Source organism: Pedobacter sp. Hv1 (genome assembly GCF_001412215.1).
GTDB lineage: Bacteria > Bacteroidota > Bacteroidia > Sphingobacteriales > Sphingobacteriaceae > Pedobacter.
This window is the reverse complement of the sequence record NZ_LLWP01000004.1, coordinates 395,005-418,684: the sequence shown is the minus strand read 5'-3', so window position 1 is coordinate 418,684 and position 23,680 is coordinate 395,005. Positions and strand designations below refer to the sequence as shown.

At 36.5% G+C, this 23,680-nt stretch carries 24 protein-coding genes; 11 read left to right on the top strand and 13 right to left on the bottom strand.

What is annotated here, in order from left to right; all coding sequences use genetic code 11:
* Position 1: 1 nt before the first annotated feature.
* Positions 2 to 610 carry a WbqC family protein gene (locus AQF98_RS09670; protein WP_055131732.1) on the bottom strand — a complete coding sequence of 203 codons (609 nt, stop codon included), beginning with the start codon at positions 608 to 610 and terminating at the stop codon, positions 2 to 4.
* Positions 611 to 1,044: 434 nt separating this feature from the next.
* On the opposite strand from AQF98_RS09670, the gene AQF98_RS09665 reads away from it, so the two are divergent.
* Positions 1,045 to 2,070 carry a glycosyltransferase family 2 protein gene (locus AQF98_RS09665; protein ID WP_055131731.1) on the top strand — a complete coding sequence of 342 codons (1,026 nt, stop codon included), beginning with the start codon at positions 1,045 to 1,047 and terminating at the stop codon, positions 2,068 to 2,070.
* Here AQF98_RS09665 and AQF98_RS09660 read toward each other — a convergent pair.
* The 3 genes from AQF98_RS09660 to aroQ are packed head-to-tail and all read right to left on the bottom strand — an operon-like array spanning position 2,067 to position 4,006.
* On the bottom strand, positions 2,067 to 2,813 hold the full coding sequence (locus tag AQF98_RS09660) for a hypothetical protein (protein ID WP_055131730.1): 747 nt from the start codon (positions 2,811 to 2,813) through the stop codon (positions 2,067 to 2,069). The two genes, AQF98_RS09665 and AQF98_RS09660, sit on opposite strands and share 4 nt — an antisense overlap.
* A 35-nt stretch (positions 2,814 to 2,848) precedes the next feature.
* Entirely contained in the window at positions 2,849 to 3,565 is a 717-nt protein-coding gene (locus tag AQF98_RS09655) for a TlpA disulfide reductase family protein (RefSeq protein ID WP_055131729.1), read from the bottom strand.
* 21 nt (positions 3,566 to 3,586) lie between these two features.
* A complete protein-coding gene (gene aroQ / locus AQF98_RS09650) occupies positions 3,587 to 4,006 on the bottom strand; it encodes a type II 3-dehydroquinate dehydratase (protein WP_055131728.1) in 420 nt (139 codons plus the stop codon).
* A gap of 60 nt (positions 4,007 to 4,066) precedes the next feature.
* On the opposite strand from aroQ, the gene xerD reads away from it, so the two are divergent.
* Positions 4,067 to 4,966, top strand: coding sequence for a site-specific tyrosine recombinase XerD (gene xerD / locus AQF98_RS09645; protein ID WP_055131727.1), 900 nt, complete (start codon positions 4,067 to 4,069; stop codon positions 4,964 to 4,966).
* Here xerD and prmC read toward each other — a convergent pair.
* Positions 4,941 to 5,825, bottom strand: a complete 885-nt coding sequence (gene prmC / locus AQF98_RS09640; RefSeq protein WP_055131726.1) for a peptide chain release factor N(5)-glutamine methyltransferase — start codon at positions 5,823 to 5,825, stop codon at positions 4,941 to 4,943. The genes xerD and prmC overlap by 26 nt on opposite strands.
* Positions 5,826 to 5,911: 86 nt before the next feature.
* Between prmC and ribD the strand changes: the two genes are divergently transcribed.
* Genes ribD through AQF98_RS09615 form a run of 5 tightly spaced genes read left to right on the top strand, consistent with a single transcriptional unit; the run spans position 5,912 to position 9,853 of the window.
* On the top strand, positions 5,912 to 6,958 hold the full coding sequence (gene ribD / locus AQF98_RS09635) for a bifunctional diaminohydroxyphosphoribosylaminopyrimidine deaminase/5-amino-6-(5-phosphoribosylamino)uracil reductase RibD (protein ID WP_200911867.1): 1,047 nt from the start codon (positions 5,912 to 5,914) through the stop codon (positions 6,956 to 6,958).
* A gap of 4 nt (positions 6,959 to 6,962) precedes the next feature.
* On the top strand, positions 6,963 to 7,832 hold the full coding sequence (locus tag AQF98_RS09630; RefSeq protein ID WP_055131724.1) for an EamA family transporter: 870 nt from the start codon (positions 6,963 to 6,965) through the stop codon (positions 7,830 to 7,832).
* The gene (locus tag AQF98_RS09625) at positions 7,819 to 8,433 is read left to right on the top strand and encodes a YigZ family protein (protein ID WP_055131723.1); all 615 of its coding nucleotides are present in this window, start codon (positions 7,819 to 7,821) and stop codon (positions 8,431 to 8,433) included. The genes AQF98_RS09630 and AQF98_RS09625 overlap by 14 nt, the downstream gene beginning before the upstream one ends.
* Before the next feature lie 49 nt (positions 8,434 to 8,482).
* Positions 8,483 to 9,352, top strand: coding sequence for a nucleoside phosphorylase (locus tag AQF98_RS09620; RefSeq protein ID WP_055131722.1), 870 nt, complete (start codon positions 8,483 to 8,485; stop codon positions 9,350 to 9,352).
* Positions 9,353 to 9,358: 6 nt separating this feature from the next.
* Entirely contained in the window at positions 9,359 to 9,853 is a 495-nt protein-coding gene (locus AQF98_RS09615) for a GtrA family protein (protein WP_055131721.1), read from the top strand.
* Here the strand turns inward: AQF98_RS09615 and AQF98_RS09610 are convergent.
* The 5 genes from AQF98_RS09610 to AQF98_RS09590 form a co-directional block, all read right to left on the bottom strand.
* Positions 9,850 to 10,626, bottom strand: a complete 777-nt coding sequence (locus AQF98_RS09610) for a polysaccharide deacetylase family protein (RefSeq protein WP_055131720.1) — start codon at positions 10,624 to 10,626, stop codon at positions 9,850 to 9,852. The two genes, AQF98_RS09615 and AQF98_RS09610, sit on opposite strands and share 4 nt — an antisense overlap.
* Positions 10,626 to 11,561, bottom strand: coding sequence for a glycosyltransferase family 2 protein (locus AQF98_RS09605; RefSeq protein ID WP_055131719.1), 936 nt, complete (start codon positions 11,559 to 11,561; stop codon positions 10,626 to 10,628). Before AQF98_RS09605 ends, AQF98_RS09610 begins: the two co-directional genes overlap by 1 nt.
* Positions 11,554 to 12,765, bottom strand: a complete 1,212-nt coding sequence (locus AQF98_RS09600) for a glycosyltransferase family 87 protein (protein WP_235524205.1) — start codon at positions 12,763 to 12,765, stop codon at positions 11,554 to 11,556. The genes AQF98_RS09605 and AQF98_RS09600 overlap by 8 nt, the downstream gene beginning before the upstream one ends.
* Positions 12,766 to 12,860: 95 nt before the next feature.
* Positions 12,861 to 13,253, bottom strand: a complete 393-nt coding sequence (locus AQF98_RS09595) for a DUF1398 domain-containing protein (protein ID WP_055131718.1) — start codon at positions 13,251 to 13,253, stop codon at positions 12,861 to 12,863.
* Between the two features lie 9 nt (positions 13,254 to 13,262).
* Positions 13,263 to 14,309: an aldose epimerase family protein gene (locus AQF98_RS09590; RefSeq protein WP_055131717.1), complete on the bottom strand. Its 1,047-nt coding sequence runs from the start codon at positions 14,307 to 14,309 to the stop codon at positions 13,263 to 13,265.
* A gap of 67 nt (positions 14,310 to 14,376) precedes the next feature.
* Here AQF98_RS09590 and AQF98_RS09585 point away from each other — a divergent pair, with 67 nt between their 5' ends.
* The 4 genes from AQF98_RS09585 (at position 14,377) to AQF98_RS09570 (ending at position 19,349) form a co-directional block, all read left to right on the top strand.
* Positions 14,377 to 15,528 carry a galactokinase gene (locus AQF98_RS09585; RefSeq protein ID WP_055131716.1) on the top strand — a complete coding sequence of 384 codons (1,152 nt, stop codon included), beginning with the start codon at positions 14,377 to 14,379 and terminating at the stop codon, positions 15,526 to 15,528.
* Positions 15,529 to 15,558: 30 nt separating this feature from the next.
* A complete protein-coding gene (locus AQF98_RS09580) occupies positions 15,559 to 16,089 on the top strand; it encodes an RNA methyltransferase (RefSeq protein ID WP_055131715.1) in 531 nt (176 codons plus the stop codon).
* 22 nt (positions 16,090 to 16,111) lie between these two features.
* On the top strand, positions 16,112 to 16,774 hold the full coding sequence (locus AQF98_RS09575; protein ID WP_055131714.1) for a YdeI/OmpD-associated family protein: 663 nt from the start codon (positions 16,112 to 16,114) through the stop codon (positions 16,772 to 16,774).
* A gap of 118 nt (positions 16,775 to 16,892) precedes the next feature.
* A complete protein-coding gene (locus AQF98_RS09570; RefSeq protein ID WP_055131713.1) occupies positions 16,893 to 19,349 on the top strand; it encodes an outer membrane beta-barrel family protein in 2,457 nt (818 codons plus the stop codon).
* Between the two features lie 117 nt (positions 19,350 to 19,466).
* Here AQF98_RS09570 and AQF98_RS09565 read toward each other — a convergent pair whose 3' ends face one another.
* From AQF98_RS09565 to AQF98_RS09555, 3 genes are read right to left on the bottom strand one after another with little or no spacing between them, the layout of a single operon-like run.
* The gene (locus tag AQF98_RS09565) at positions 19,467 to 21,596 is read right to left on the bottom strand and encodes a xanthine dehydrogenase family protein molybdopterin-binding subunit (RefSeq protein ID WP_055131712.1); all 2,130 of its coding nucleotides are present in this window, start codon (positions 21,594 to 21,596) and stop codon (positions 19,467 to 19,469) included.
* The gene (locus tag AQF98_RS09560) at positions 21,596 to 22,579 is read right to left on the bottom strand and encodes a xanthine dehydrogenase family protein subunit M (RefSeq protein ID WP_055131711.1); all 984 of its coding nucleotides are present in this window, start codon (positions 22,577 to 22,579) and stop codon (positions 21,596 to 21,598) included. Before AQF98_RS09560 ends, AQF98_RS09565 begins: the two co-directional genes overlap by 1 nt.
* On the bottom strand, positions 22,576 to 23,196 hold the full coding sequence (locus AQF98_RS09555) for a (2Fe-2S)-binding protein (RefSeq protein ID WP_055131710.1): 621 nt from the start codon (positions 23,194 to 23,196) through the stop codon (positions 22,576 to 22,578). Before AQF98_RS09555 ends, AQF98_RS09560 begins: the two co-directional genes overlap by 4 nt.
* Positions 23,197 to 23,680: the final 484 nt, after the last annotated feature.

The following is a 23,680-nucleotide window of genomic DNA, read 5'->3' as shown; positions in this document are numbered from 1 at the left end:
TTTACAGATATGATTTTGTTTGTGGACCTTGGTTAAACAATAGGTCAACAATACTTAAGTTAGGAATAAATTCATTTCTATCGCTAAACACCTGAAAATAGCTTTTCGTTTCTATTTCGTGAATTGTTTTTTTGCTAAACTGGTTTCTATAATCTAACCCTTCAGCAATGTCCTTTTCATAAGTTTCGGTTAAAGCCAATTCTGGATTGATTTTTAATTGTTTAAATAGCCAGTTCAACAAATCAAGGTTATAATCGAATAAAAAATCATATTTCTTTTCATAAAATGGCACTAATCCATCTTCATAATATTCAAAATAGGCTGAGCTTCTATAGCAAGTCTGTATGCTTAACCAATGCAGGCGTTGCCATTTAGAATCGTAACTGATTTTTACATCTTTGGTAGGTGTATGTAATTTAGCCCCTTTAACCACCGGGATAATGAGGTCTAATGTGCCATTGGGCGATGATATGGTAGCCCTGTTTCTATAAGTCTGCTTAGGGAAATGTTCTTGATTTTCTAATAAAAAGTTATAATCGTTTGATTTTAAGGCAGTAAAATAACTAACTGGGGCGAGATAAAAAAGGGGGAATATAGCTGAACTTTGCATCTGATAATTTATGTTTGCAATCTAGCGACCAAATTAATGATTAAAAAAGGCTTTTCGTATATCAGTATATTTTTTTTGTATTTGATATCGTTATTGCCCTTAACCATAAAGCATTTTTTTGCCAGCGATCAAACCCCTACTCGTGAGGAAGTGTAATATACTTTACAGCTTTTAAATCAGCCTACAGCAGTATAGTTAGGTTGAGGAAAAATAGCGATACAAACCAACAGACCAATATTTTACTTTGATGTGGTTTCAGTTAAAAGCGGTTATTACGAGGTGGATTGTTTACCTTTGTGCTTAAACCCCAAAGCTATTTAGGGGCATGAGATTACAAATTTACTATTTGAATCTTTAACAAAAACCATTCATAAAGAACCTGCTTACTGGCTGTGGAGCCATAGGCAGTGGAAATTAAATTGTTGCTAATCAATATGGAACCAAGTGTTGCGGTTGTTATTTTAAATTGGAACGGTAAAAAACTATTGGAACAGTTTTTACCAAGTGTAGTTGAAACTGAATACCCCAATCTTCAAATTATTGTTGGTGACAATGCCTCTACCGATGATTCTATTGCTTTTGTAAAAACACATTATCCGCAAGTTACCATTATTGAAAATGAGCAGAACTATGGTTTTGCTGGCGGATACAACCATATTTTGGCCAAAGTAGAAGCTGATTATTTTATACTGCTCAACTCTGATGTTGAAGTTCCAAAAAATTGGGTTAAACCAGTAATTGAGCTGATGCAACAGGATGAACGCATTGCAGTGGCACAACCCAAAATTAAATGGCAATTACAAAAAGCGCAATTTGAATATGCTGGTGCTGCAGGTGGTTTTATAGATCAATATGCTTTTCCATTTTGCAGAGGTAGGGTTTTTGATACGGTGGAAAATGATGAAAACCAATACAATAATTCAATAGATATCTTTTGGGCCAGTGGTGCTGCCTTTTTTATTAAGAGTAAGGCTTGGCAACAGGTAAATGGCTTAGACGAAGATTTGTTTGCCCATATGGAAGAAATTGACCTTTGTTGGCGATTGAAAAATTTGGGTTATCGTATAGTGTGCTGTACAGCTGCCGAAATCTATCATTTAGGTGGTGGTACGCTCAATGCCAACAATCCATATAAAACTTACCTTAACTTTAGAAACAACCTGATTATTATGCAAAAGAACTTGCCTAAAGGTGAGGCTTATGTAAGGGTTTTTATAAGAATGTGGTTTGATCTTTCTGCCTGGTTCCAATTTTTAATTAAAGGAAAACCACAATTTACTTGGGCCATTAGCAAAGCACACTTTCATTTTTTAAAACAATTGGGTAAAACGGCCCAGAAACGTACGGAGACTCAAATTCCAATGAACGCATTGAGTGGTGTATACCAAGGAAGTATTGTTTGGGCCTATTTTGTTAAAGGCATCAAAAAATTTAGCCAGTTGGGTTGGAAAAGCAATTAGTTAAAATAATTATCCACTAAATTTTTTCGCTCATTTGTAGCAAGATCAATCAAATCAAAACGTTTTACGGCAGTAAAAGAACCCATTTCGGTATCGCTATTGATGTGGATTGTTCCCATTAATATAATGTACTTGCAATGGTAGCTGGTTAGCTCAATCAGTTCATTTATACGATTGTCTATTGCTTCGTAAATAACCTCAGTGGCTTCCATCATCGGAATTTGGGCAGTAATTACCCTTTCCTTCTCCTTTAATAAGATCTGTTCCAGCATGTTCATCTGGTAATCAATTTCAGTAATGTTCCCCGGTTCAATTAAATTGTGAATCAGTTTGGTTAGTGCCCCTTTTGCTGCACCACAACAACTAGAGTTTTTACGCTGTCCTACCCTATGGATTTCTCCAATCTCTCCTTTTTTAGAAATGCCAATATGTGGACCATAATAAACAAAAACAGCGCCTTCGTCTGGTACATGACTAGCGAAAGCGCTCATTCCTGTTAAACCCGTAAAAGGAAAACCATCTAGTCCTCCCATTTTAAACGGCCCTAAAAATTCTGTTGCTCTAACTGGATATTGGATACTGTTGACATCATCGCTGCAAATGCTATCTGCCAACATAATTTTAGCTGGTTCTAGGTCTAATTCTTCCTCAACAAAATCAATTACCCTATTGATACCATCAATTGTGGTCAGTGCATTTGGGTAGTATTGCCTAACAATGGCTAATTTCTCTCTTTTTTTCATTGTGGACTTAGGCTTTACACCAGTTGGGTTATGTATTAATTTCCTATCTGTTCTTTAATTGTTTTTTCAATGGATGGAACTGTACCTGGTCCAAAACCAGTTGTACTGAATTTGATTAATCCGTCTTTACCAACAATCACATGTGTGGGATAACCCTTAATGCCATATTTATTCGCAAGAGGCTTACCTCCATCTACAATGTTATAATCAAAAGGGGTCTTTTTTAAGAAGCTTTTCAGTTCAGAACGTTGATCTAGTGCAATGGCTAGAAAAACTACGTCTTTATTGGCTTTATATTGTTTAACTATTTTGTTTAATTCTGGCATTTCATCTCTACAAGGTGCACAATCGATAAACCAAAAATTAATCACATAGGTTTTGTTGTCAATGTTGCTTAGGTCGTATTTATTACCATTGATATCGGTCATTTTTTCGCCGCTAAACTTTTCTCCTTCTTTAAAAACATCACTACCTGGCGGCTTCATGTTTTTTAGCAATTCTTGAATTCTTTGTGCCCGTTTTTCTTTTTCTTCGGCACTTACCGGATAAAGTAAATATTCTGTGCTACCGGGAATTGCTTTAATGGAATATTCCCCCATGGCCATCATTTTTCTCCAAGTATCATAAGGGTAAACCGTGCCTGCGGCATCTTTAACGATAGTACTTTGAGTTGGCCCAGCTTGTTTTACTGGAGTTTGGGCATAGCCGCTAAAAGCAAGGCATAGCAGAAAAATAATAAGGTATTTTTTCATATGTTTTTGTTAGAATAGGTGTTATTGTTTTAAAAAGCTTTCTAAAGCCAGGCGATAACCATCTAGGCCAAAACCTGTTAATACGCCTTTACAGTTTTTTCCAGTTAAAGAAACATGTCTAAACTCTTCTCTGGCATAAATGTTAGAGATGTGTACTTCAATTACAGGCGTTTTAATGGCTGCAATGGCATCGGCAATGGCTACAGAAGTATGTGTATAGCCTCCACCATTTAAAATAATTCCATCATAGCTAAAGCCCACTTCATGTAACTTATTGATCAGTTCTCCTTCTACATTGCTTTGGTAATAATCAATATCGATAATGCTGTACAATTCACGCAGTTGCGAAATGTAGGTTTCAAATCCCTCAGATCCGTAAATTGAGGGTTCACGCAAGCCTAACAAGTTTAAATTTGGCCCATTTATAATTTGTATCTTCATTGATTGTTTAAATTTGTATCATTACAATAATACACAATTGTAAGGATAGCCCCAATAAAAATGAATACCCAATCTTACCTCAAAGGATTTAAAGATTATCTAAAACTAGAACGCTCGCTTTCTAGCCATTCTATTGAGGCTTATTTGAATGATGTAGATAAATTGATTCAATATCATTTGTCAATAGATAAAGAGTTGATCTTGAATCAATTGCAGTTGTCTGATTTGAGGGAGTTTATTACTTGGCTAAATGAAATTGGTATGCAGGCCAATACACAGGCAAGAGTAATATCGGGGATCAAAGCTTTTTTTACCTACCTGATGCAGGAAGAAGTGATTAAAGAAGATCCGACAGCATTGTTAGAGGCCCCAAAATTGAGCAGAAAACTTCCAGATACCTTAAATATTTATGAAATTAACCAATTAATTGATGCCATAGATGCCTCTAAACCAGAGGGGATGCGCAATAAGGCTATTATTGAAATGCTTTATGGTTGTGGCTTACGGGTTACCGAACTAACAGAACTGCGTATTTCTAATGTTTATGCCGAAACTGAGTTTATTAAAGTGATTGGCAAGGGAAATAAGGAACGGATTATTCCCATTGGTGGCGTGGCCTTAAAACTGCTCGAAATTTATGTGAGCCAAATAAGGGTGCATTTAAACATTAAAAAAGGTCATGAAGATTATATCTTTTTGAACCGTTCTGGCACTAGGTTATCAAGAATTTCGGTATTTAACCTTATCAAATCTTTGGCACTTAAAGTAGGCATTCATAAAAGTATTAGTCCACACACTTTGCGTCATTCTTTTGCTACCCATTTAATTGAAGGTGGTGCAGATTTGCGTGCTGTTCAGGAAATGTTGGGCCATGTGAGTATCACTACCACAGAGATTTATACCCACTTAGACCGAGAATATTTACAAAGTGTAATTACACAGTTTCATCCTCGGGCTTAGTACAACAAATCATTCGATCTTTCCCTTGCATATCTTTCTTTAATTGAATGTTATTAAATCCTTTATGATTTAATAAGTCAACTGTTTGTTTACCTAGATACTCATTGATCTCAAAAAATAATAAACCATTTGCAGTTAAATTTTCTAAGGCAAAATCAGCAATGGCATGATAAAAAACTAAAGGATTTTCATTGCTTACAAATAGTGCACGGTGAGGTTCATGTACAAGCACATTGGTATGCATCGCCTCTTTTTCATCTTCTTTAATGTAAGGAGGATTGCTAACAATGATAGTGGGTTTAAGCTTAAGGGTTGTTGGTTGGGGGCTAAGTATATCATCAAGGATAAATTCAATATCAACATGATTGAACAAGGCATTTTCTTGGGCAATTGCTAAACTATCTGCAGCAATATCCAATGCCAATACCTGAGCTATTGGTAAATGCTTTTTAAGGGCAACGGCAATACAACCACTTCCAGTACCGATATCAAGTATATTTACACGAGGTTCCTCAATTGCAAACTGCAAACTGCAAACTGACAAGATCCATTCCACCAATTCTTCAGTTTCTGGACGTGGAATAAGTACCGACTCATTTACCTTGAACTGTAATCCGTAAAAATAAGCTTCACCTAGTACGTACTGGATAGGTCTTCCAGTTGCCAATTGAACCAAGATCTGCTCCAATTTATTGGTATTTTCAACGCTTAAAATGGTCTCTTTTTTTAACAGATAATCGCCTTTGCTGTAATGGAGTACATGGGCAATGGCGATTAAAAAAATAGCATGTGCTTCATCTTCATCGTAAATACTGCTTAATGCTGTTTTAAACCTATTGGCTAGATATTTTAATTCCATTTGGCGTAAAAATAATCATTACAATAGCCAATCTAAAATCGTAAATCTAAAATTGTAATTCATAAATATAGTTTACTTTTGCAATAATGATCGATGAGCTTTACATGCAGCGTTGCCTTGAACTGGCAAAAATGGGAATGGGTAATGTAAGTCCAAACCCAATGGTTGGTTGTGTAATTGTTTGTGAAGGCGAAATTATTGGCGAAGGATTTCATCAAAAAATTGGCGAAGCACATGCAGAAGTGAATGCAATCAACAACGTTTTTCATAACCATGGAACGCAAGCAGCTACCCTACTCAAAAAAGCCACTGTTTATGTTAATTTAGAGCCTTGCGCTCATTTTGGTAAAACTCCACCTTGTGCCGATTTATTGGTTAAACACGAAGTTAAAAAGGTGGTGATTGGAAATACCGATCCATTTGCTGGTGTAAACGGTAAAGGGATTGAAAAACTGAAAGCAGCAGCAATAACTGTTGTTACTGGTGTTTTAGAAGAGAAATGTAGTGAACTCAACCGTCGTTTTTTAACCAGAATACAAAAACAAAGACCTTTTATTGTGTTGAAGTGGGCTCAAACTGCCAATGGCTATTTTGCGCCAAATCATGCTACGCAGCAATGGATTTCTGGTTCGCTGGCCAAACAATTGTCGCACCAATGGAGAAGCGAAGAAGATGCCATTTTGATTGGAAAAAATACGGCCCTGATTGATAATCCTCAAATGACCACCAGAAATGTGAACGGAAAAAATCCGATCAGGATTGTAATTGATCGAAGTTTAAGCGTTCCGTCAAGTCACCATATTTATAATGATGAAGCAAAAACCATTATTTTTAATGAAATTAAAACGGCTGTAGTTGGCAACATCCACTTCGTGCAAATGGAAGATATGCAGTTTTATTTGGTACAAAAAGTGGCTTTTCAACTCTATTTAATGGATATTCAGTCGGTAATGATAGAGGGCGGTGTACAACTTTTAAACCAGTTTATAACTGCTGGGTTATGGGATGAGGCTAGGATATTTACGGCAAAATCAATTTGGGATTCTGGAATTAAGGCACCATTAATTAGTGGGAAGCTGATGGAAGAGCTACAAGTTGGAGAAGATAACTTAACGATTTACTCAGCAATATAACAACATGATTTATTTAGTTTTAAGTATTATTTGTAGTGTAACTGTTGGTGTGTTGCTCAAACTGGCCAAAAGATACCAGATCAGCATTATGCAGGCAGTTACCTGGAATTACCTTTTTGCCATTGGTTTAAGTTTATTCTTTTTTAAGCCAGACTTTAGTACAATTGGACTAAGCAACTTATCTCCTATTTATATTGTAATTGGCATATTGCTGCCAGTTATCTTTTTGGTTCAGGGTATTGCTGTGCAACAAACCGGTTTGGCAAGAACAGATATTGCACAACGTTTGTCGTTGTTTATCTCACTTTGTGCGGCTTATTTTCTTTTTAACGAAAGTTTCGATCGCTTAAAATATGTAGGATTGGTATTTGGTCTGGTTGCTATAGTATTTACCATGTACCGTAAAACGGATAGCTTATCTACAAAAAAAGGCTGGTTATACCTACTGCTTGTTTTTGTTGGTTTTGGTATTATTGATGTATGTTTTAAACTGGTAAGCCAAATTACCATTATCCCCTACACTACTTCCTTGTTTTTGATCTTCTGTTTGGCGTTTGTACTTTCGTTAAGCTATATCTTATATCTTTCTATCACTAAACAGACCAAACTACAACTTGTTAATTTTATATGTGGTTGTGTGTTGGGCTTTTTTAATTTTGGCAATATCTTATTCTACCTAAAAGCGCACAGAGAGATGGCCGATAACCCATCTACTGTATTTGCTGCCATGAATATAGGTGTAATCATTGCAGGTAGTATTATTGGTATTTTCTTATTTAAAGAACGATTGAGCAAACTGAACTATTTTGGTTTGGTATTGGCGCTAGCGGCTATCGTTTTAATTACTTTATCCAAGTTACATGCTGTTCGATGATACTTACCAAACCATAGCAACAATCTCAGAAGGTATTTTTAGAGATAAAGGCAGTAAGTTTATTGGTTACGCCTATCCCATTAAAAGCGAACAAGAGGTTAAAAATATTATCGCTAAACTAAAGGCAGAACATGGAAAGGCTAGGCATTTTTGTTGGGCCATCCGTTTAACCCCAGATCGGAATGTTTTTAAACTGAACGATGATGGAGAACCTTCTGGAACTGCTGGCAGGCCAATTTTAAACACCTTGCTTTCTGCTGATGTAACCAATGTTTTAGTGGTAGTGGTTCGCTATTTTGGTGGTACATTGTTAGGAGTGCCCGGATTAATTAATGCTTACAAAACAGCTACCGTAGAGGCCTTACAGGCCAATACCATTATTGCTAAAACTGTAAATGATGTGTACGAAATCAATTTCGATTATCTAGAAATGAATCCAATTATGCGGATCATGAAAGAGGAACAATTGGAAATGATTAAACAAGAGTTTGATACGCAGTGTGCCATTCAATTCGAGATTAGAAAAGCAAACCTGAATACGGTTTTAGGAAAGTTGGAAAAGATTGAAGGGGCTAAAATAAAATACCTCTATACTATTTAACTTGGCACATTTCTGCTAAATTTGTGTAGTTAACCAAATCGTTCCTACTATGCAAAAATTATCAGAAGCTGATTTAATTATCAATCCAGACGGAAGTATTTACCACCTCAATCTTTTACCTGAAGACATTGCAGATACCGTAATTACTGTGGGAGATTTAGATCGTGTGCCAGAGGTTAGTAAACATTTCGATTCTATTGAGGTAAAAAAGGGAAAAAGAGAATTTATTACCCATACAGGATATATCGGAAAAAAACGGATTACTGTACTTTCTACTGGGATTGGTACAGATAATATCGATATTGTTTTCAATGAGTTGGATGCTTTGGTTAATATAGATTTTGCCTCTAGAACGATTAAAGAAAAACTCACTTCTTTGGATATCATTCGCATTGGTACTTCGGGTGCGGTACAACCAGATCTTCCTATGGGTACTATCCTAGCCTCTTCTTTTGGTTTGGGGTTTGATGCTTTGATGAATTATTATATCCATCAAGTTTCTGGTGATGAGCACAGTTTATTAGACAGCATCAAATCTCACTTTTCACATATCAAAGGTATTCATCCTTATTTAACTGCTGCAGATCAGGGTTTGTTGCAAACCATTGGAAAAGATATGGATCAAGGCATTACCGCTACGGCTCCCGGTTTTTATGCTCCACAAGGTAGACAAGTAAGGGCAAAAAATGCAGTTCCAGATTTCATTAGCCAATTGAATAGTTTCAAAGAAGGAAAACACAGAATAACCAATCTAGAAATGGAAACAGCAGGTATTTATGCATTGGCAAAAGCATTGGGGCATAAAGCACTATCTGTAAATGCCATATTGGCCAGCAGGGTAAAGTTCGAGTTTAGCAGCGAACCCAATAAAATAGTAGAAAAAGCCATCCAAATGGTGTTGGAGCGTTTGTGCAATTAAAAGAAAATGGCAATTCAGCATCCTATTAAAACTGCTATTTTAAAGTTTATCGATTTCTTTTACCCTCCATTTAAGAAATTTCTTGGGCTGCAAACCTTTAGATATGCAGTATGTGGTGGAAGTAATGCCTGTTTAAACTTGTTTATTTTCTTTATCGCCTACAATTATCTGTTTTTAAGAGAAGTAGTTTACCCTTTTGATATTGCCATTAGCAGATATATTGCCGCTTATTTGGTAGCACTATCGGTGAGTTTTCCTGTCGGATTTTGCCTCAATAAATATGTAGTTTTTCAAGAGTCAAATCTATTGGGACGAACACAGTTCATCAGATATGCCAGTTTAACTGTTACCAATATCTTTTTAGATTATTCGCTTTTACACTTGTTGGTGGGATATTTTGGTTTGTGGGCAACCCCATCGCAAGCATTGATCATAGTCATTTTATCTTTGTTCAGTTATCTTTTTCAAACTTACTATTCGTTTAAAACTGTAAAAGATTAAACTAAGGGTTGAATAAATTGATTAATGGTACCATTAGGATAACCCTTTGTGTTGAACCAAGCCATCAATCGATCCATCCTATCTTGCATGTCTTTACCTGAGTTTTTACTTACATAACCCGGAAATCCGTAACGCTTTTTGTCTTTAAGATCTGTAAATTCCCAAGGGTGGAAATAGATGTTGAGGTAACCATCTTTTTGATAGGCTCTTTTGGCCAAGTGTTGATATAATCCCAATGGGAAATTATGGAATGATAACCAGAACAATGGGATCCGCAATAATGGACTTACTGATGCAGGTAATTGTAGTACTTTACCTTGTTTAAAATAGGTTCTGGATATGTGCAGGTTATTATAGCGGCCAGGCAACCAAGTTGGATTGATAGAACTATTGTAAACATAACCAGCTTTTTCAATCTCTATTTCGTCTACAGGCATCATTCTTGGCATTCGATATCCAGTAATGGGCAAGCCAGAAAGTTCTTCTAGTTTTTGCTTTGAGGTCAATAAATCTTTAACCTCAAATTTAGAATGGTAATAACCATGAGAAGCCAGCTCATGGCCTTCATTTTTAATTCTAGCAATAATTTCAGGTGCATTTAAAGCAAAAGTAGCTGTAGAAAAAAAAGTAGCTTTAAACTGATGCTTTGCCAATAAGTCTAATATAGTGGTAGTACCTGTTATAGAAATACTGATTTGGTCTTCAAATGAAATGGATTTCCCATATTCGAAAGCCATATCAAACTCTTCGATATCAAAACTTAACAATACCATTAAAGAATATCTTTAAGGTTGGTAGAACGGATAATATAATTTGGTCTGTTTTTGCCCTGCATAAACATTTTTCCAATATATATACCGATAATGCCTAAGATGATCAATTGCAGTCCACCAAAAAAAGCAATGGTTGTAATTAGCGAAGCCCAACCACTTACATGCTTGCCAATATAATAGGCATACAATACATAAGGGATATACAATAAGGAAATGAAAGAAAAGAAGAAACCAAGATATACTGCAGTATGTAAAGGTCTTGTAGTTAAGGAGGTAACGCCATGAATAGCCAGTTTACGCATCTTTTTAAGATTGTATTTACTGGCACCAGAGAAACGTTGATCTGGAATATAATCTATAGCATATTGCTTAAAACCAAGCCATTTAACCAATCCTCTAATAAAAGGATCATTCTCTTTAAACTGTTTCAATACATCTACAGTTTTTCTATCCAACAGCCTAAAATCTGCAGTTCCAGCCTCAATCTCTATATCTGATAAAGAGTTCATTAATCTGTAGAAGTACTTAGATGTAGCCCTCTTTTTAAAAGATAGGCGTTTGTCTTCTTTTCTGCGGGTATATACAATTTCATAGCCCTCATCCCACTTCTCTAACATCTGTTTAAACAGCTCTGGGGGGTGTTGAAGATCTGCATCTAATGAAATCACACAATCGCCTTTGGCATAATCTAAACCGGCCTTTAATGCGGGTTGGTGACCAAAATTTCTAGAGAATTCAATGTAAAAGAAGTTGCTTTTTATTTTTGCCAAATCTTCAATTACTTCTAATGTTCTATCTGTTCCACCGTCATCTACAACCAAGATTTCAAAATCGTAAGTTAACGTTTCGAAAACCTTTTCTATTCGGTCTACAATGACAATAATATTTTCTTCTTCGTTATGTGCTGGGATAACAATTGAGACGAGTTTATTCATTTTTGGCTTTAATCTGTGTTAAATCAAATTGTTTAATTAAGAGTTCATAGGTTAGAACTAGCCATATTAAGATGCAAGGTAATGCTTTTAAAGAATAAGGTTTGATATAATTTTCTCTAAGGTATTTAGGAAATAGATCAGAGGCTGATAGCGTGGTTAATAACAATGCCAATACAAATAATGCAATTACACCCTTATTGATAGGTTTTTCTTGAACCACAAACCAGATAGCAACACCTGCAAAAGCAATTACATAGGTGGGCGACTCGGAAGAATTACTGAAAATAACTGTAAATATTAAGGTTGAAGCCAAGAAGAATAACCTGAACAATGGTGCTTTATATTGTTTAATGCGTAAGTACGGTAAAGCAAATAAGATTAAACCTGTTAATAAGAAAGGTAGGTTTGGTATAGTTGGATCCTGGGCAATTCTTCTTACCATGCCCATTACAGAGATATCTTGCATGGACACCAATGAAGCATTTAACAATTGTTTTTCAGACAAGGAAACATACCAATCATGATAAGATTGAAGGATGTAGCTTGGGGTAAAGAAGATCATGGGTGCAACTAAGAAAACAATGCCCCAAAAAAAGCAATAGGCAATAAATTTGGGTTTTTCTTTGGCAAAAAAGAAAAAGGCAAGGCCTACAATACCATAAAGTTTTACAAAAGTGCCCAACATAATGACAAAAGTGGCCCAAAAATTCTGTTTCTTTTCAATACATACATAGGCCAAAATAATAATGGCTGCTATAGAAATGTTAAATTGAAAACTGAACATAGAGGTCAGCATTTCGTGTGCTACAATCCAATAAACGGCATTGATTTTTCTTTGCTCAATTGGTAATTGTTTAATGGCAAAATAAAGAAAAAGTACATTGGCCAACTGCCAAAAGAACATGCCTATATAATCTGGTAAAATGGCAAAAGGTGCTATCAGCAAACTAAAAAATGGCCCGTAATGATTGGTGTCCAGGTGTTCGGGATGTACAATATATAGGTTGAGGTGATCAACCGCATGAAAATAGGCGTGTTTGAAAATTAAATAATTGTTATTGATCGAAGGTTTAAAGAATTGCTTAATGGCAACAACTACCACGAGTAAAATCCATACGCCAAGTATGAATTTTTGATTGTTTAACAGATTGCCGACTCTTTGCCAAAAGGAAAGCGTCGACTCTTTTTTATTTAAAGAGAACACAAAAGATGGAGTTTTATACTTGGTTTAACCTAACCTTACAAAAATATATAATTATATATAATATTCTTGTTACAAAAGAACAAATTTAACATTAATTAACAATTCGGGATCTGCTCAACCAGCAGCTCATGTCCGCTTGCATCTAGATAAGTTACCGTCATTGCAGTTAGGTCTGTAACCCATTTTTCTACACCTGCAGCAGCAGCCTCTCTACAAAATGTTTGATAATCTGTTTGGCCTTGTTGATGAATTTTCAATGCTGCTTTGAAATCTTCTGGCGAAGACTGTACTTCGATCAATAAATTCTCGTAAGCCGGAGCACTTTCTACGGTATGGTTATCGTTGCCAAAGTAAACTGCCATGCCATTCATTACATATACATCATTTCTAATTACACCCATAGCCTTAATCTCTTTAACGAAATTTGGAAAATCTGCACCGGTTTTGGTCTTGCTTTTGGCAAGTTGTATACTTTCAATTGTGAACATAGGCTTGGTTTAATGTATTAAAACCTTATAAATGGTAGTCTGTGTATACACTTCTTCTGGTTGCAAAATCGTACTTGGAAAATGTGGAATGTTCAGCGCATTTGGATGATGTTGAGTTTCTACACAAAAGGCATCAAATTCACCATAATCTTTTCCGTTCTTTCCATTTTTAACTGACAGATACTTGGCTGTATACAAATGGGCAACAGGCTCTGTAGTATAAATTAACAAAGAAAGTCCACTACTTGTTTCGGTTGTTTTACTGGCCAGTGTTAATGCGCCATATTCTTTATCTAACACATAAGTTTGATCATAACCACTTTCGCTGTCCCAGTTTGCTCCTATGGCTTTTGGTTTGGTAAAATCGTGGATAGTGTCTACTACAGGAATCAACTTGCCCGTAACCACAAAATTGCTATCCTGCTCTAGATAGTTAGCGGCATTCATTTGATGGATATGATTGATGATGGACTCTCCTTTTGGAGAAAGATTGAAATAACTATGGTGTGTTAAGTTGATGGGTGTAGCCTCATCTGTATCTGCCTGATAGGTAAGAATTAGCTCATCATTATTGGTCAACTCAAAAGTGAGTTGTATGGCTAAATCTCCAGGGAAGTTTTCTTCTCCATCAAGACTAAAATATTGAAAGGTTACGCTGGCATGTGGTTCTTCGCCAATATTAACAATGTCCCATACCTTTTTATCGAAACCAATTTCACCACCATGTAAACAGTCTTTGCCGTTGTTGGTAGCCAATTGATATTCAATACTGTCTAACTCAAACTGTCCATTTTTTATCCTATTGGCATAACGGCCTATAATGGCACCAAAATAAGGGTAGTTGGCTAAATAAGCTGGGTTGATGTAGTCTTCAAACTTGTCGAAGCCTAGCACAATGTCCTGTTGTTCACCGTGGGCATTGGTTACTACAAATTGGTTAATAATTGTACCATAGTTAAAGAGTTTAACAAAGCTTCCCTTGTCATTTTTTAACTCTACTATTACTACTTCTTTTTGGTCAATAAAAGTATTGGTGTGTATCTGCTTTGCTTTCATAAATTGTATCTTAGCGCCGAGCTAAATTACAACTTAAACTCAAAATTCTACCAAGAAAACACATTTTATGAAGGAGCAGTTAATCGAAGTATTTCAAAGCAGATATCAGCAGCAGCCAACAGCAAGCTACTTTGCACCAGGTAGGGTTAATTTAATAGGCGAACATATCGATTACAATGGCGGTTTGGTAATGCCTTGTGCCATTACTGCTGGAACATGGTTGCTCTTAGCACCTAACTCTGATTCTGTGATCAGGTTTAAAAGTGTAAATTTTGAAGAAGAAGCTATTATTCCAATAGCAAAAAGTTATAAGAAAACAGGTACAGAATGGTACAACTATCCTTTGGGTGTTTTTCATGAGCTTCAACAATTAGATTGGAATGCCACAGGTCTGGATTTATTGTTTTTTGGTAACATTCCAATTGGTGCCGGACTTTCTTCATCTGCTTCTATTGAAGTGTTAACCGCTTTTGCGCTGAATGATTATTTTAATCTAAATCATGATAAATTAGAGCTGGTCAAACTCTCTAAAAGCGTTGAAAATAACTTTATCGGATTAAATTCTGGAATTATGGACCAGTTTGCTATTGCCTTTGGCGAAGCAGACAAAGCCTTGGTGTTAAATTGCTATACCTTGAAATACAAAGTGGTAGATTGTGATTTAGGTGACTACCAATTGGCGATCATCAATACCAATAAAACCAGAAAATTAGAAGAATCTAAGTACAATGAAAGGTTTGCACAATGTGGAACTGCTTTAGCTGCCCTGCAACAAGAAATCAACATCCATAACCTTTGCGAACTGACTGCCGAAAAATTTGCCTTGCACAGCCATTTAATTACAGATGAAACCATTTTAAAACGAGCCACGCATGTGGTTAAAGAGAATGACCGTGTTCATTTGGCGGCCAAGGCTTTAAATATGGGCGAATTGGAAGAATTTGGCAGGTTAATGTATGCTTCTCATCAATCGCTAAAAGAGCTTTATGAAGTTTCGGGTAAAGAACTAGATACTGTAGTAGATTTTTGTAGTGGTTACGAACAGGTAATTGGTGCCCGGATGACGGGTGCTGGCTTTGGCGGTTGTGCCATCGCCCTGCTTAAAAAAGGCTACGAAGAAGATTTTGCTAAACAATTAACCGATTATTATGTAACTGAAGTTGGTTATCCTGCGGTTATTTATATCCATCAGATTGGCGATGGTGTAAAGGCTGTTTAAAGCTTCAATAATAATTTTTAAGTTTGCAGCATGCGAAAATTAAAACTCGATGAACTCAATCGTGTAGCTATACAAGAATTTAAAGAGCAAGAAAAACTACCTGTGGTAGTAGTGTTGGATAACGTAAGGAGCATGCACAATGTAGGCTCGGTTTTTAGAACGGCTGATGGTTTTTCTATAGAAAAGGTGGTGCTTTGTGGTATTACAGCCCAACCTCCGCACCGCGAAATAGAGAAAACTGCCTTAGGTGCTACTCAATCTGTAGATTGGATCCATTTTGAGGATACCTTGGTAGCTATTGACACCTTACGTGAAGAAGGCTATCAGATCATTGCCATAGAACAGGCAGAAAATAGCGCCATGCTCAATACTTTTAAGCCTGCTACAAATCAGAAATATGCCTTAATTTTTGGAAATGAGGTAAATGGGGTAAGTGATGAAGCCATGCAGAAAATTGACAACTGTATTGAAATACCGCAATTTGGTACCAAACACTCTTTTAATATTGTAATTTCTGCAGGTATTGTACTTTGGGATTTCTTTGCTAAATTAAAACTTTAGAATTTGTTAGCTCAGTTGAATAATGGATAATCTACTTTTAAAGAAACTACAGCTCAAGTCTGGTTTTAAGGTTCAAGTATTAAACGCACCAACAAATTTTCCTGCCATAGTGGGCACGGTGCCAAATGATATTGAAATTTCATTAAACGAAACCAAAGATTTTGATGCCCTACTTATTTTTGCAATTACCAAAGCAGAAATGTTAGCTGCTTTAACTGCAAAGCATCAATTGATACTGGGGAAAACCATTTGTTGGATCATGTATCCCAAAGCAAAATCGAATTTGGCCAGCGATTTAAACCTGATGCAGAGTTGGGATGATTTAAAAAACTATCAGCTAACTCCATGTGCTTCTGCTGCTATAGATCAGGTTTGGACCGCACTTAGAATAAAACCTATAGACAATACCAAGAAATCTGGAATGGGCAATGCCGAAATTCAAAATAATGAGTATGGCGAATATGTAGATGTAAAGCATAAAATTGTGAACCTTCCACCTGATTTGAAATTAGCTTTGGAAAAAAACAATGTGGCTTTAGATTTTTATACGCAACTCTCCTATTCTAATCGTAAAGAATATGTATTGTGGGTACTCAGTGCCAAACAAGAAAAGACCAGAATAGATCGGATAAAGAAGACGGTAGAAAAATTAGCTTTAAAAAAGAAAAATCCAACAGAAAAATAAGGTTTTTAACACTTCTTAACTCAATTTAACAGAAGGGGTTAAACTATGTTAAAATAAATATAACGATTTAATTATCGGTTAATTTTGCTTTAACCTTTAACAAACTTTATATTTTAACATGCTCCACACTACTATTAGATCTATTCTTTTAGCATCTTTTCTTTTCATCTCGTTTATTGTTCAGGCCCAAACCAAACCTGCACCTGGTAAAATTATTGGCAAGTTGGTTGATGAAAAAAATGTCCCGATCCCTTTTGCTACATTAAGCCTGTACTTACAAAAAGACACCACATTAATTAAGGGTACCCTCACCTCAGAAACTGGAGATTTTAGCTTTGAAAACCTACCTTTTGGTACCTATGCCATAAAAATTGAAGTTTTAGGCTATGAACAGTCTGTAACCAACATGATTGTTATTGATGAACAAAAGCCACAATTTACGCTAGCTCAAATCATGCTGCATATCCAAGTGCAACAATTGAGGGAAATCAGTATCACGAGAAAAAAACCATTAATTGAAAGGAAAAGTGACAAAACCATTTTAAATGTTGGCAATAGTATTTTAGCCACTGGAAATTCGGCATTGGATATTTTGGCCAAAGCACCAGGCGTAACCATAGACAATAGTGGCGACATTAGCTTGCGTGGAAAATCTAGTGTAAGTGTAATGATTAATGGAAAATTGACCTATTTATCTTCGGCTCAGCTGATCACTTTGTTACGCAATACCAATGGGAATACCATTGAAACTATTGAACTAATTAACAATCCTTCTGCTAAATATGATGCAGCTGGTAGTGGAGGGATGATTAACATCAAGTTGAAGAAAAATCAGAACTATGGTACCAATGTGAACCTTTTACTAGGTGCAGGTTATGGCCAGCATTACAAAAGCAATGGTGGAATCAATTTTAACCACAGGAATAAAAAACTAAATGTTTTTGGTAGCTACGATTATACCAATGACAAAAATTTTGAAGACTTGAACCTGAAAAGAAGTGATCGGTCTGAAACCGAAACTACCTATTTTAACCAAGAAGGAAGAGATATCAATACGAGTAAAAATAATACTTATAAAATTGGGCTAGATTATGAATTAAATGATAAAAATACGATTGGGTTCACATTTAATGGTTACCACAATAACAATAAGAGTAACTCGAAGATCAATACCTTAATTGGTGCACAAGAATTGCAGCATGATTCGGCTATTGTGGCAAGCAATTTAGGTAAAAGCAAATACAACAATCAAACCTATAACCTGAACTATAAGTCGGTAATAGATACTTTGGGGCAAGAACTAAATGCGGATCTCGATTATGCAAAATTTGACAACATTAACCAGATCAATTACAATAATTACTTTTTTAAAGCTAACGGATCTGGCTATAAACCTCCATTGATCTTTAGAACGGCTACACCTGCAGCTGTAAAGATCTGGTCGGGCAAAATTGATTACACCTACCCTTTCTCTACCCAAACCAAATTAGAAACTGGTGTTAAAAATAGCTATGTGAACACGAACAACAATTTTAGGCATGAGAATTTGATAGATCAGCAATGGGTTAATGATGCGAACAGGCAAAATGCTTTCAACTATAAGGAAACCATTACAGCTGCTTATGCAAATCTAACACACAAGTTTAAAGCCTTAACCCTACAAGTAGGATTACGTACCGAGTTGACCAATTCTGAAGGTTATTCGCCAATTACAGAAAGCAGGGTAAAGCGAAACTACATAGATTTTTTTCCGAATGTGAGTTTAAGTAAAACAGTAGGCGAAGATCATGAGTTTGGTTTGTCGTACAGCAAAAGGGTAGATCGACCTGATTACCAATCGCTTAATCCTTTTGTCTATTTTGCAGATTTATATACCTTTTCACAGGGTAATCCCTATCTTAATCCTCAATATACCAACGCATTTGAGTTTACCTATAGCTTTATGGAGAAGATAAGCGGGTCTTTAGGATACAGCCATACCAGAGATGTAATTACCACTACATTGATCAATGATCCGGTTAAAAAGACGTTGATGATTTTAGAACAGAACTTGGCAAGTCAGAATACCTATAACCTCAATATTGGTGCACCAATAGCCATTAACAAGTGGTGGAATACCACCAATGATGCAACTTTGTACTATACAGATTTTAAGTCGCCAAACTTAATGGGCGCACCATTTAGCAGTGGAAAATTAAGCTATATATTGAATAGCACACAGACTTTTTCGGTAAGTAAATCTATTAATGCAGAGTTGTCTATGGATTATCAATCGGCGCAAGTATATGGTACTTATGCAGTAAAACCCTTATACGGAATAGATTTTGGTGTGAGCAAGTCTTTTGCCAACAAAAAGGCAACACTTAAATTGGCCGCTAATGATGTATTTAATTTAAGAGCAGCAAAAATTAGCAGTGCGCTTCCATTACAAGATTATCGCTTGTACCAAAAAGAAGAAAGTCGGGTATTTAGACTAAGCTTTAGCTACAATTTTGGCAGCAGTTCCATAAAAGCAGCTAGAGAACGTTCCAAAAGTTCTGATAGTGAACAAAGTCGGGTTAAATCTAAAAATTAAGATTTTAGCCCACTATCATTTCAATAACAATTTACAATGGTTCGCAAAAATACGATGTGTCCTTATGCGCTACAGGTCGAGATTATAAATCTCGACCAACAACCTTTTTTATTAAAATTAACCAGCCAAAACCTTATCAGGTGTAATGGGTAAACTTCTAATTCTTTTACCAGTAGCATTAAATACGGCATTGGCAACAGCGCCAGCAAAACCGATCAGCGCAATCTCTCCCATCCCTTTGGCACCCATCGGATTAACGATTGGATCTGGTTTGTCGATAAAAATCACATCAATCTCAGGCACATCGGCATGTACAGGTACATGGTAATCGGCAAAATTGTTGTTCACATATTTACCATAACGATTATCTAAAATAGCTTCTTCTGTTAAAGCCATGCCAATACCACCAACGGCCCCGCCCACCATTTGGCTACGGGCAGTTTTAGGACTTACAATTTTTCCAGAATCACCTACCGATACAATTTTACTCACCTTAACCACTCCTGTTAATTGATGCACTTTTACTTGCACAAAGTGGATGGAGAAAGAATACATTGAATAATTTTTAGCATCTGGATTGTTTTGCGAAGATTGAATGGTTTTCTCGATCATAGGCAAATTGTTCTTCTTTAGTACATCAACAAAGTTTGCTGTGGCATCCATGTTGGCATTTGCTGCCAATTCTGCAATGGTGGCTTTTAAGGCCACACATACGTCGTTAACTGCCGAACCCACGGTTGATAAGGTAGCAGAACCACCTTGGCTTGGTGCTGGTGGAAGAGAAGAATCGCCCAATTCAAAAGTAATTTTATTTACAGGTAATCCCATCAATTTACTGGCAATCAAAGTCATTCCAGTTCCAGTACCTGGGCCAATATCACTGGTGGCACTTTGCAGTACTAAAGTTCCATCAGCTTTTAAAATGCCTTTTACACTTGCCCTCCCTCTGCCTGCATTAAATACACCAATACTTACTCCATAACCGATTTGCCATGGACCTTCACTAATACTTGCAGGCTTATTTTTTCTTTTGTTCCAACCAATTTTGGCTGCTCCCAATTGATAGGCTTCTTTAATGTATTTACTAGAAAAAGGTCTATTTTGTGCAGGATCTTTTTCAGGGTCATTTTTAGTTCTAAAATCTAATGGATCCATATCCAAAGCATGCGCCATTTCATCAATAGCACTTTCTAGTGCAAAAGCACCAGTGGCTTCACCTGGTCCGCGCATCCAGATGGGCACACCCATATCTAATGGGATGACATAATAATTGGTGTTTACATTTTCAGAATCATACATGAACTTACTCATATTCACCACACCTTCAGTAAAATTCTCGTAGGTGGCTGTCTGCCCAAAGGCAGTATGGGTAATGCCTGTAATTTTACCTTCTTTTGTAGCACCTAGACCTATTTTCTGATGCGCAGCAGGCCTATTGCCCACCATCGTAAACATCTGGTCTCTGGTAATTACCAATTTAACAGGACGCTTTAAATGTTTGGAGGCCATAATTGCAGCAATTTCTAATGGCCATGTTCTCAAAGCCATTCCAAAACCACCACCCACAAATTCTGAATTAACCTGTATATTTTCTTGAGGGATTTTAAAAGTATTGGCAATGGTACTCTGTGTGGCCTTTACACCTTGTGTTTTGGCATATACAGTCACTTGATCATTGGCACGCCAATCGGCAATAATGCCATGTAGCTCCATCGGATTGTGGGTTTCTACTGGCATGGTATAAGTTTGTTCTACTTTTACTTCAGCTGTTTTGTAAGCATCAGCCACTCCTCTTAGATATGGAGCTTGCCCTTGTAGTTTTTTTACGCTGGCATCTTTAATACTGGCTTCAAAATCGGTATTAAAAGCAGCTTTTTCATAACTCACTTTTACTAATGAGGCTGCATAAGTTGCTCGTTCAAAAGTATCTGCTACTACAATGGCAATCGGCTGTCCGTTAAAAAAGATTTGATCTGTATAAAAAATCTTCATTGGCGAACCACCATTTTGCTCATAACTAGCAGCAGCTGGTTTATTTAAATGAGACAATACGCCTAAAACGCCAGGTGCATTGCTCGCTGCTTTGGTATCTATTGCTGTAATTTTTCCTTTGGTAATGGTACTGGTTACCAATACGCCATAAGTTAGGCCCGGTAATTGAAACTCGGCAAAATATTTGGCTTTTCCGGTTACCTTATCTATACCGTCTACACGGTCGTTTTCGTCCATTAAAAATAAATCTTCCATTAGGCTTTAGCTTTGGCAACAGTTAATGCTTCGATAATTGAGTTGGGTGCCATTTTGAGTTTAAAATCATTTTCTCCAAAGCCTTTTGCTCCATACATAGCTATTCTTGCAGCATCTTCAAAATTACTTGCATTTGCTGTTTTGCCTTTTAAGAAATTTTCGGCTTCTATCAATCTCCAAGGTTTATGTGCTACACCGCCCATAGCTAAACGTGCCTCACTAATGATATTGTTTTTAATTTCAAGAGCTGCTGCCACCGAAACTAAGGCAAACGCATAAGAAGAACGATCTCTTACTTTCAAGTAGTGATAATTTTTATGGAAGTTATTTACAGGGATGTCTATTCGGGTAATCAATTCTCCTTTTTGTAAATTATTGTCTTTTTCTGGCGTATTTCCTGGCAAGCGATGAAAGTCTATAAAATTTATTTTTCGCTCACCCTTGGTACCTGTAATTACTACTTTGGCATCTAAGGCCACTAAAGCCACGCACATGTCACTTGGATGTACGGCAATACAAGACTCTGAGGTGCCAAATATGGCATGCATTCTATTGTAGCCACCAATAGCCCCACAGCCACTTCCAGGTTGACGTTTATTACAAGGCATTGTGGTGTCGTAAAAATAGCCACAACGGGTACGTTGCATCATATTGCCCCCAACGGTAGCTACATTACGCAATTGTGCAGAAGCACCAGATTGTAGGGCCAGCATTAATAATGGAAATTTCTCTTTAACCAATGGATGTTCGGCCACCACCGAATTAGCGGTTAAGGCACCGATCTGTAACACATTGTTAACCAGTTCTATCTTTTTTAAGGGTAAATGGTTAATGTCGATCAGTTTTTCTGGTGCGGTTACCCCTCTTTTCATCAAGTCGACCAAATTGCTGCCCCCAGCAATAAATGTTGCTTTAGGGTCTTTACCAATTAAACTTAGGGCTGTTTTAACCACAGAAGTTCTTACGTATTGGAAATTGATCATATTGATGCCCCCTTTTCTTTAACTTCTTGTATGGCATCCACAATATTTGGATAAGCTCCACATCTACAAATGTTGCCACTCATGTATTCTCTTATTTCCTCTTTCGAATTGGCATGCCCTTCTCTGATGCAGGCTACAGCACTCATGATCTGTCCTGGGGTACAATAGCCACATTGAAAACCATCATGTTTAATAAAAGCAGCTTGCATGGGGTGTAATTCGTCGCCTTTAGCCAAGCCTTCAATGGTGGTAATGCTTTTGCCTTCGTTCATTACCGCTAGACTCAAACAAGAGTTGATCCGTTGTCCATCAACATGAACCGTACAGGCTCCACATTGTCCGTGGTCGCAGCCTTTTTTAGTACCCGTTAAGTGTAGCTCCTCTCGTAATAAATCTAACAAGGTAACCCGTGGTTCAATTTTAAGGGTATATGGTTTATTATTTACCTTTAAGTTAAGGGGAATTTGCTCGAAAAGTTGTGCAAAACGTTCATCAACCTTATTATCGGCAGCTTTTAATACGGTTAAGGGTGTTAAAGATAGTGCGGTAAACAGCGATGTTTTCTTTAAGAAATCACGGCGGGTATCATTAGATGGGTTAGCATCGATCTCAGACATGCGCAAAACATTTAGTTACAATAGTGGACAATGTTCTAATATCGTGATAATCGGATACGTTTGCCTAGGTTTTTGGTAATTTAGAAGGATTCTATTGTAAAAATGGACGAAGATTGCAGATTGCGATTAACATTAAGGAATTAAGGTAATTAAAGAAGTAAATTAAATGTCAGTCTGAGCCTGTCGAAGACTTTTTGGTAATACATTTAACTAAGTAAACATAAACCTATGTGTACTATGTTTCTATGTGGTCACATTTAAATAAAAAAGTTGAGATTACAAATGTTGATCAACATTAAGAAATTAAGTTGATATTGAAGATTTCTTAACTACAAAGGCACTTCGACTGGCTCAGTGTGACAATCGTTAATAATAGGTTACAATATAAAACCTATGTGTGCTATGTTTCTATGTGGTCACAATTAAAGGAAAAGGTCGAGATTATAAATCTCGACCAACTTATTGCAAATCCAGAGCAACTCTA

Bases quoted from the DNA above. Each gene is read 5' to 3' on its own strand.
- AQF98_RS09670 (WP_055131732.1), bottom strand. From the start codon at position 610: ATGCAAAGTTCAGCTATATTCCCCCTTTTTTATCTCGCCCCAGTTAGT.
- AQF98_RS09665 (WP_055131731.1), top strand. From the start codon at position 1,045: ATGGAACCAAGTGTTGCGGTTGTTATTTTAAATTGGAACGGTAAAAAA.
- AQF98_RS09660 (WP_055131730.1), bottom strand. From the start codon at position 2,813: ATGAAAAAAAGAGAGAAATTAGCCATTGTTAGGCAATACTACCCAAAT.
- AQF98_RS09655 (WP_055131729.1), bottom strand. From the start codon at position 3,565: ATGAAAAAATACCTTATTATTTTTCTGCTATGCCTTGCTTTTAGCGGC.
- aroQ (WP_055131728.1), bottom strand. From the start codon at position 4,006: ATGAAGATACAAATTATAAATGGGCCAAATTTAAACTTGTTAGGCTTG.
- xerD (WP_055131727.1), top strand. From the start codon at position 4,067: ATGAATACCCAATCTTACCTCAAAGGATTTAAAGATTATCTAAAACTA.
- prmC (WP_055131726.1), bottom strand. From the start codon at position 5,825: ATGGAATTAAAATATCTAGCCAATAGGTTTAAAACAGCATTAAGCAGT.
- ribD (WP_200911867.1), top strand. From the start codon at position 5,912: ATGATCGATGAGCTTTACATGCAGCGTTGCCTTGAACTGGCAAAAATG.
- AQF98_RS09630 (WP_055131724.1), top strand. From the start codon at position 6,963: ATGATTTATTTAGTTTTAAGTATTATTTGTAGTGTAACTGTTGGTGTG.
- AQF98_RS09625 (WP_055131723.1), top strand. From the start codon at position 7,819: ATGCTGTTCGATGATACTTACCAAACCATAGCAACAATCTCAGAAGGT.
- AQF98_RS09620 (WP_055131722.1), top strand. From the start codon at position 8,483: ATGCAAAAATTATCAGAAGCTGATTTAATTATCAATCCAGACGGAAGT.
- AQF98_RS09615 (WP_055131721.1), top strand. From the start codon at position 9,359: ATGGCAATTCAGCATCCTATTAAAACTGCTATTTTAAAGTTTATCGAT.
- AQF98_RS09610 (WP_055131720.1), bottom strand. From the start codon at position 10,626: ATGGTATTGTTAAGTTTTGATATCGAAGAGTTTGATATGGCTTTCGAA.
- AQF98_RS09605 (WP_055131719.1), bottom strand. From the start codon at position 11,561: ATGAATAAACTCGTCTCAATTGTTATCCCAGCACATAACGAAGAAGAA.
- AQF98_RS09595 (WP_055131718.1), bottom strand. From the start codon at position 13,253: ATGTTCACAATTGAAAGTATACAACTTGCCAAAAGCAAGACCAAAACC.
- AQF98_RS09590 (WP_055131717.1), bottom strand. From the start codon at position 14,309: ATGAAAGCAAAGCAGATACACACCAATACTTTTATTGACCAAAAAGAA.
- AQF98_RS09585 (WP_055131716.1), top strand. From the start codon at position 14,377: ATGAAGGAGCAGTTAATCGAAGTATTTCAAAGCAGATATCAGCAGCAG.
- AQF98_RS09580 (WP_055131715.1), top strand. From the start codon at position 15,559: ATGCGAAAATTAAAACTCGATGAACTCAATCGTGTAGCTATACAAGAA.
- AQF98_RS09575 (WP_055131714.1), top strand. From the start codon at position 16,112: ATGGATAATCTACTTTTAAAGAAACTACAGCTCAAGTCTGGTTTTAAG.
- AQF98_RS09570 (WP_055131713.1), top strand. From the start codon at position 16,893: ATGCTCCACACTACTATTAGATCTATTCTTTTAGCATCTTTTCTTTTC.
- AQF98_RS09565 (WP_055131712.1), bottom strand. From the start codon at position 21,596: ATGGAAGATTTATTTTTAATGGACGAAAACGACCGTGTAGACGGTATA.
- AQF98_RS09560 (WP_055131711.1), bottom strand. From the start codon at position 22,579: ATGATCAATTTCCAATACGTAAGAACTTCTGTGGTTAAAACAGCCCTA.
- AQF98_RS09555 (WP_055131710.1), bottom strand. From the start codon at position 23,196: ATGTCTGAGATCGATGCTAACCCATCTAATGATACCCGCCGTGATTTC.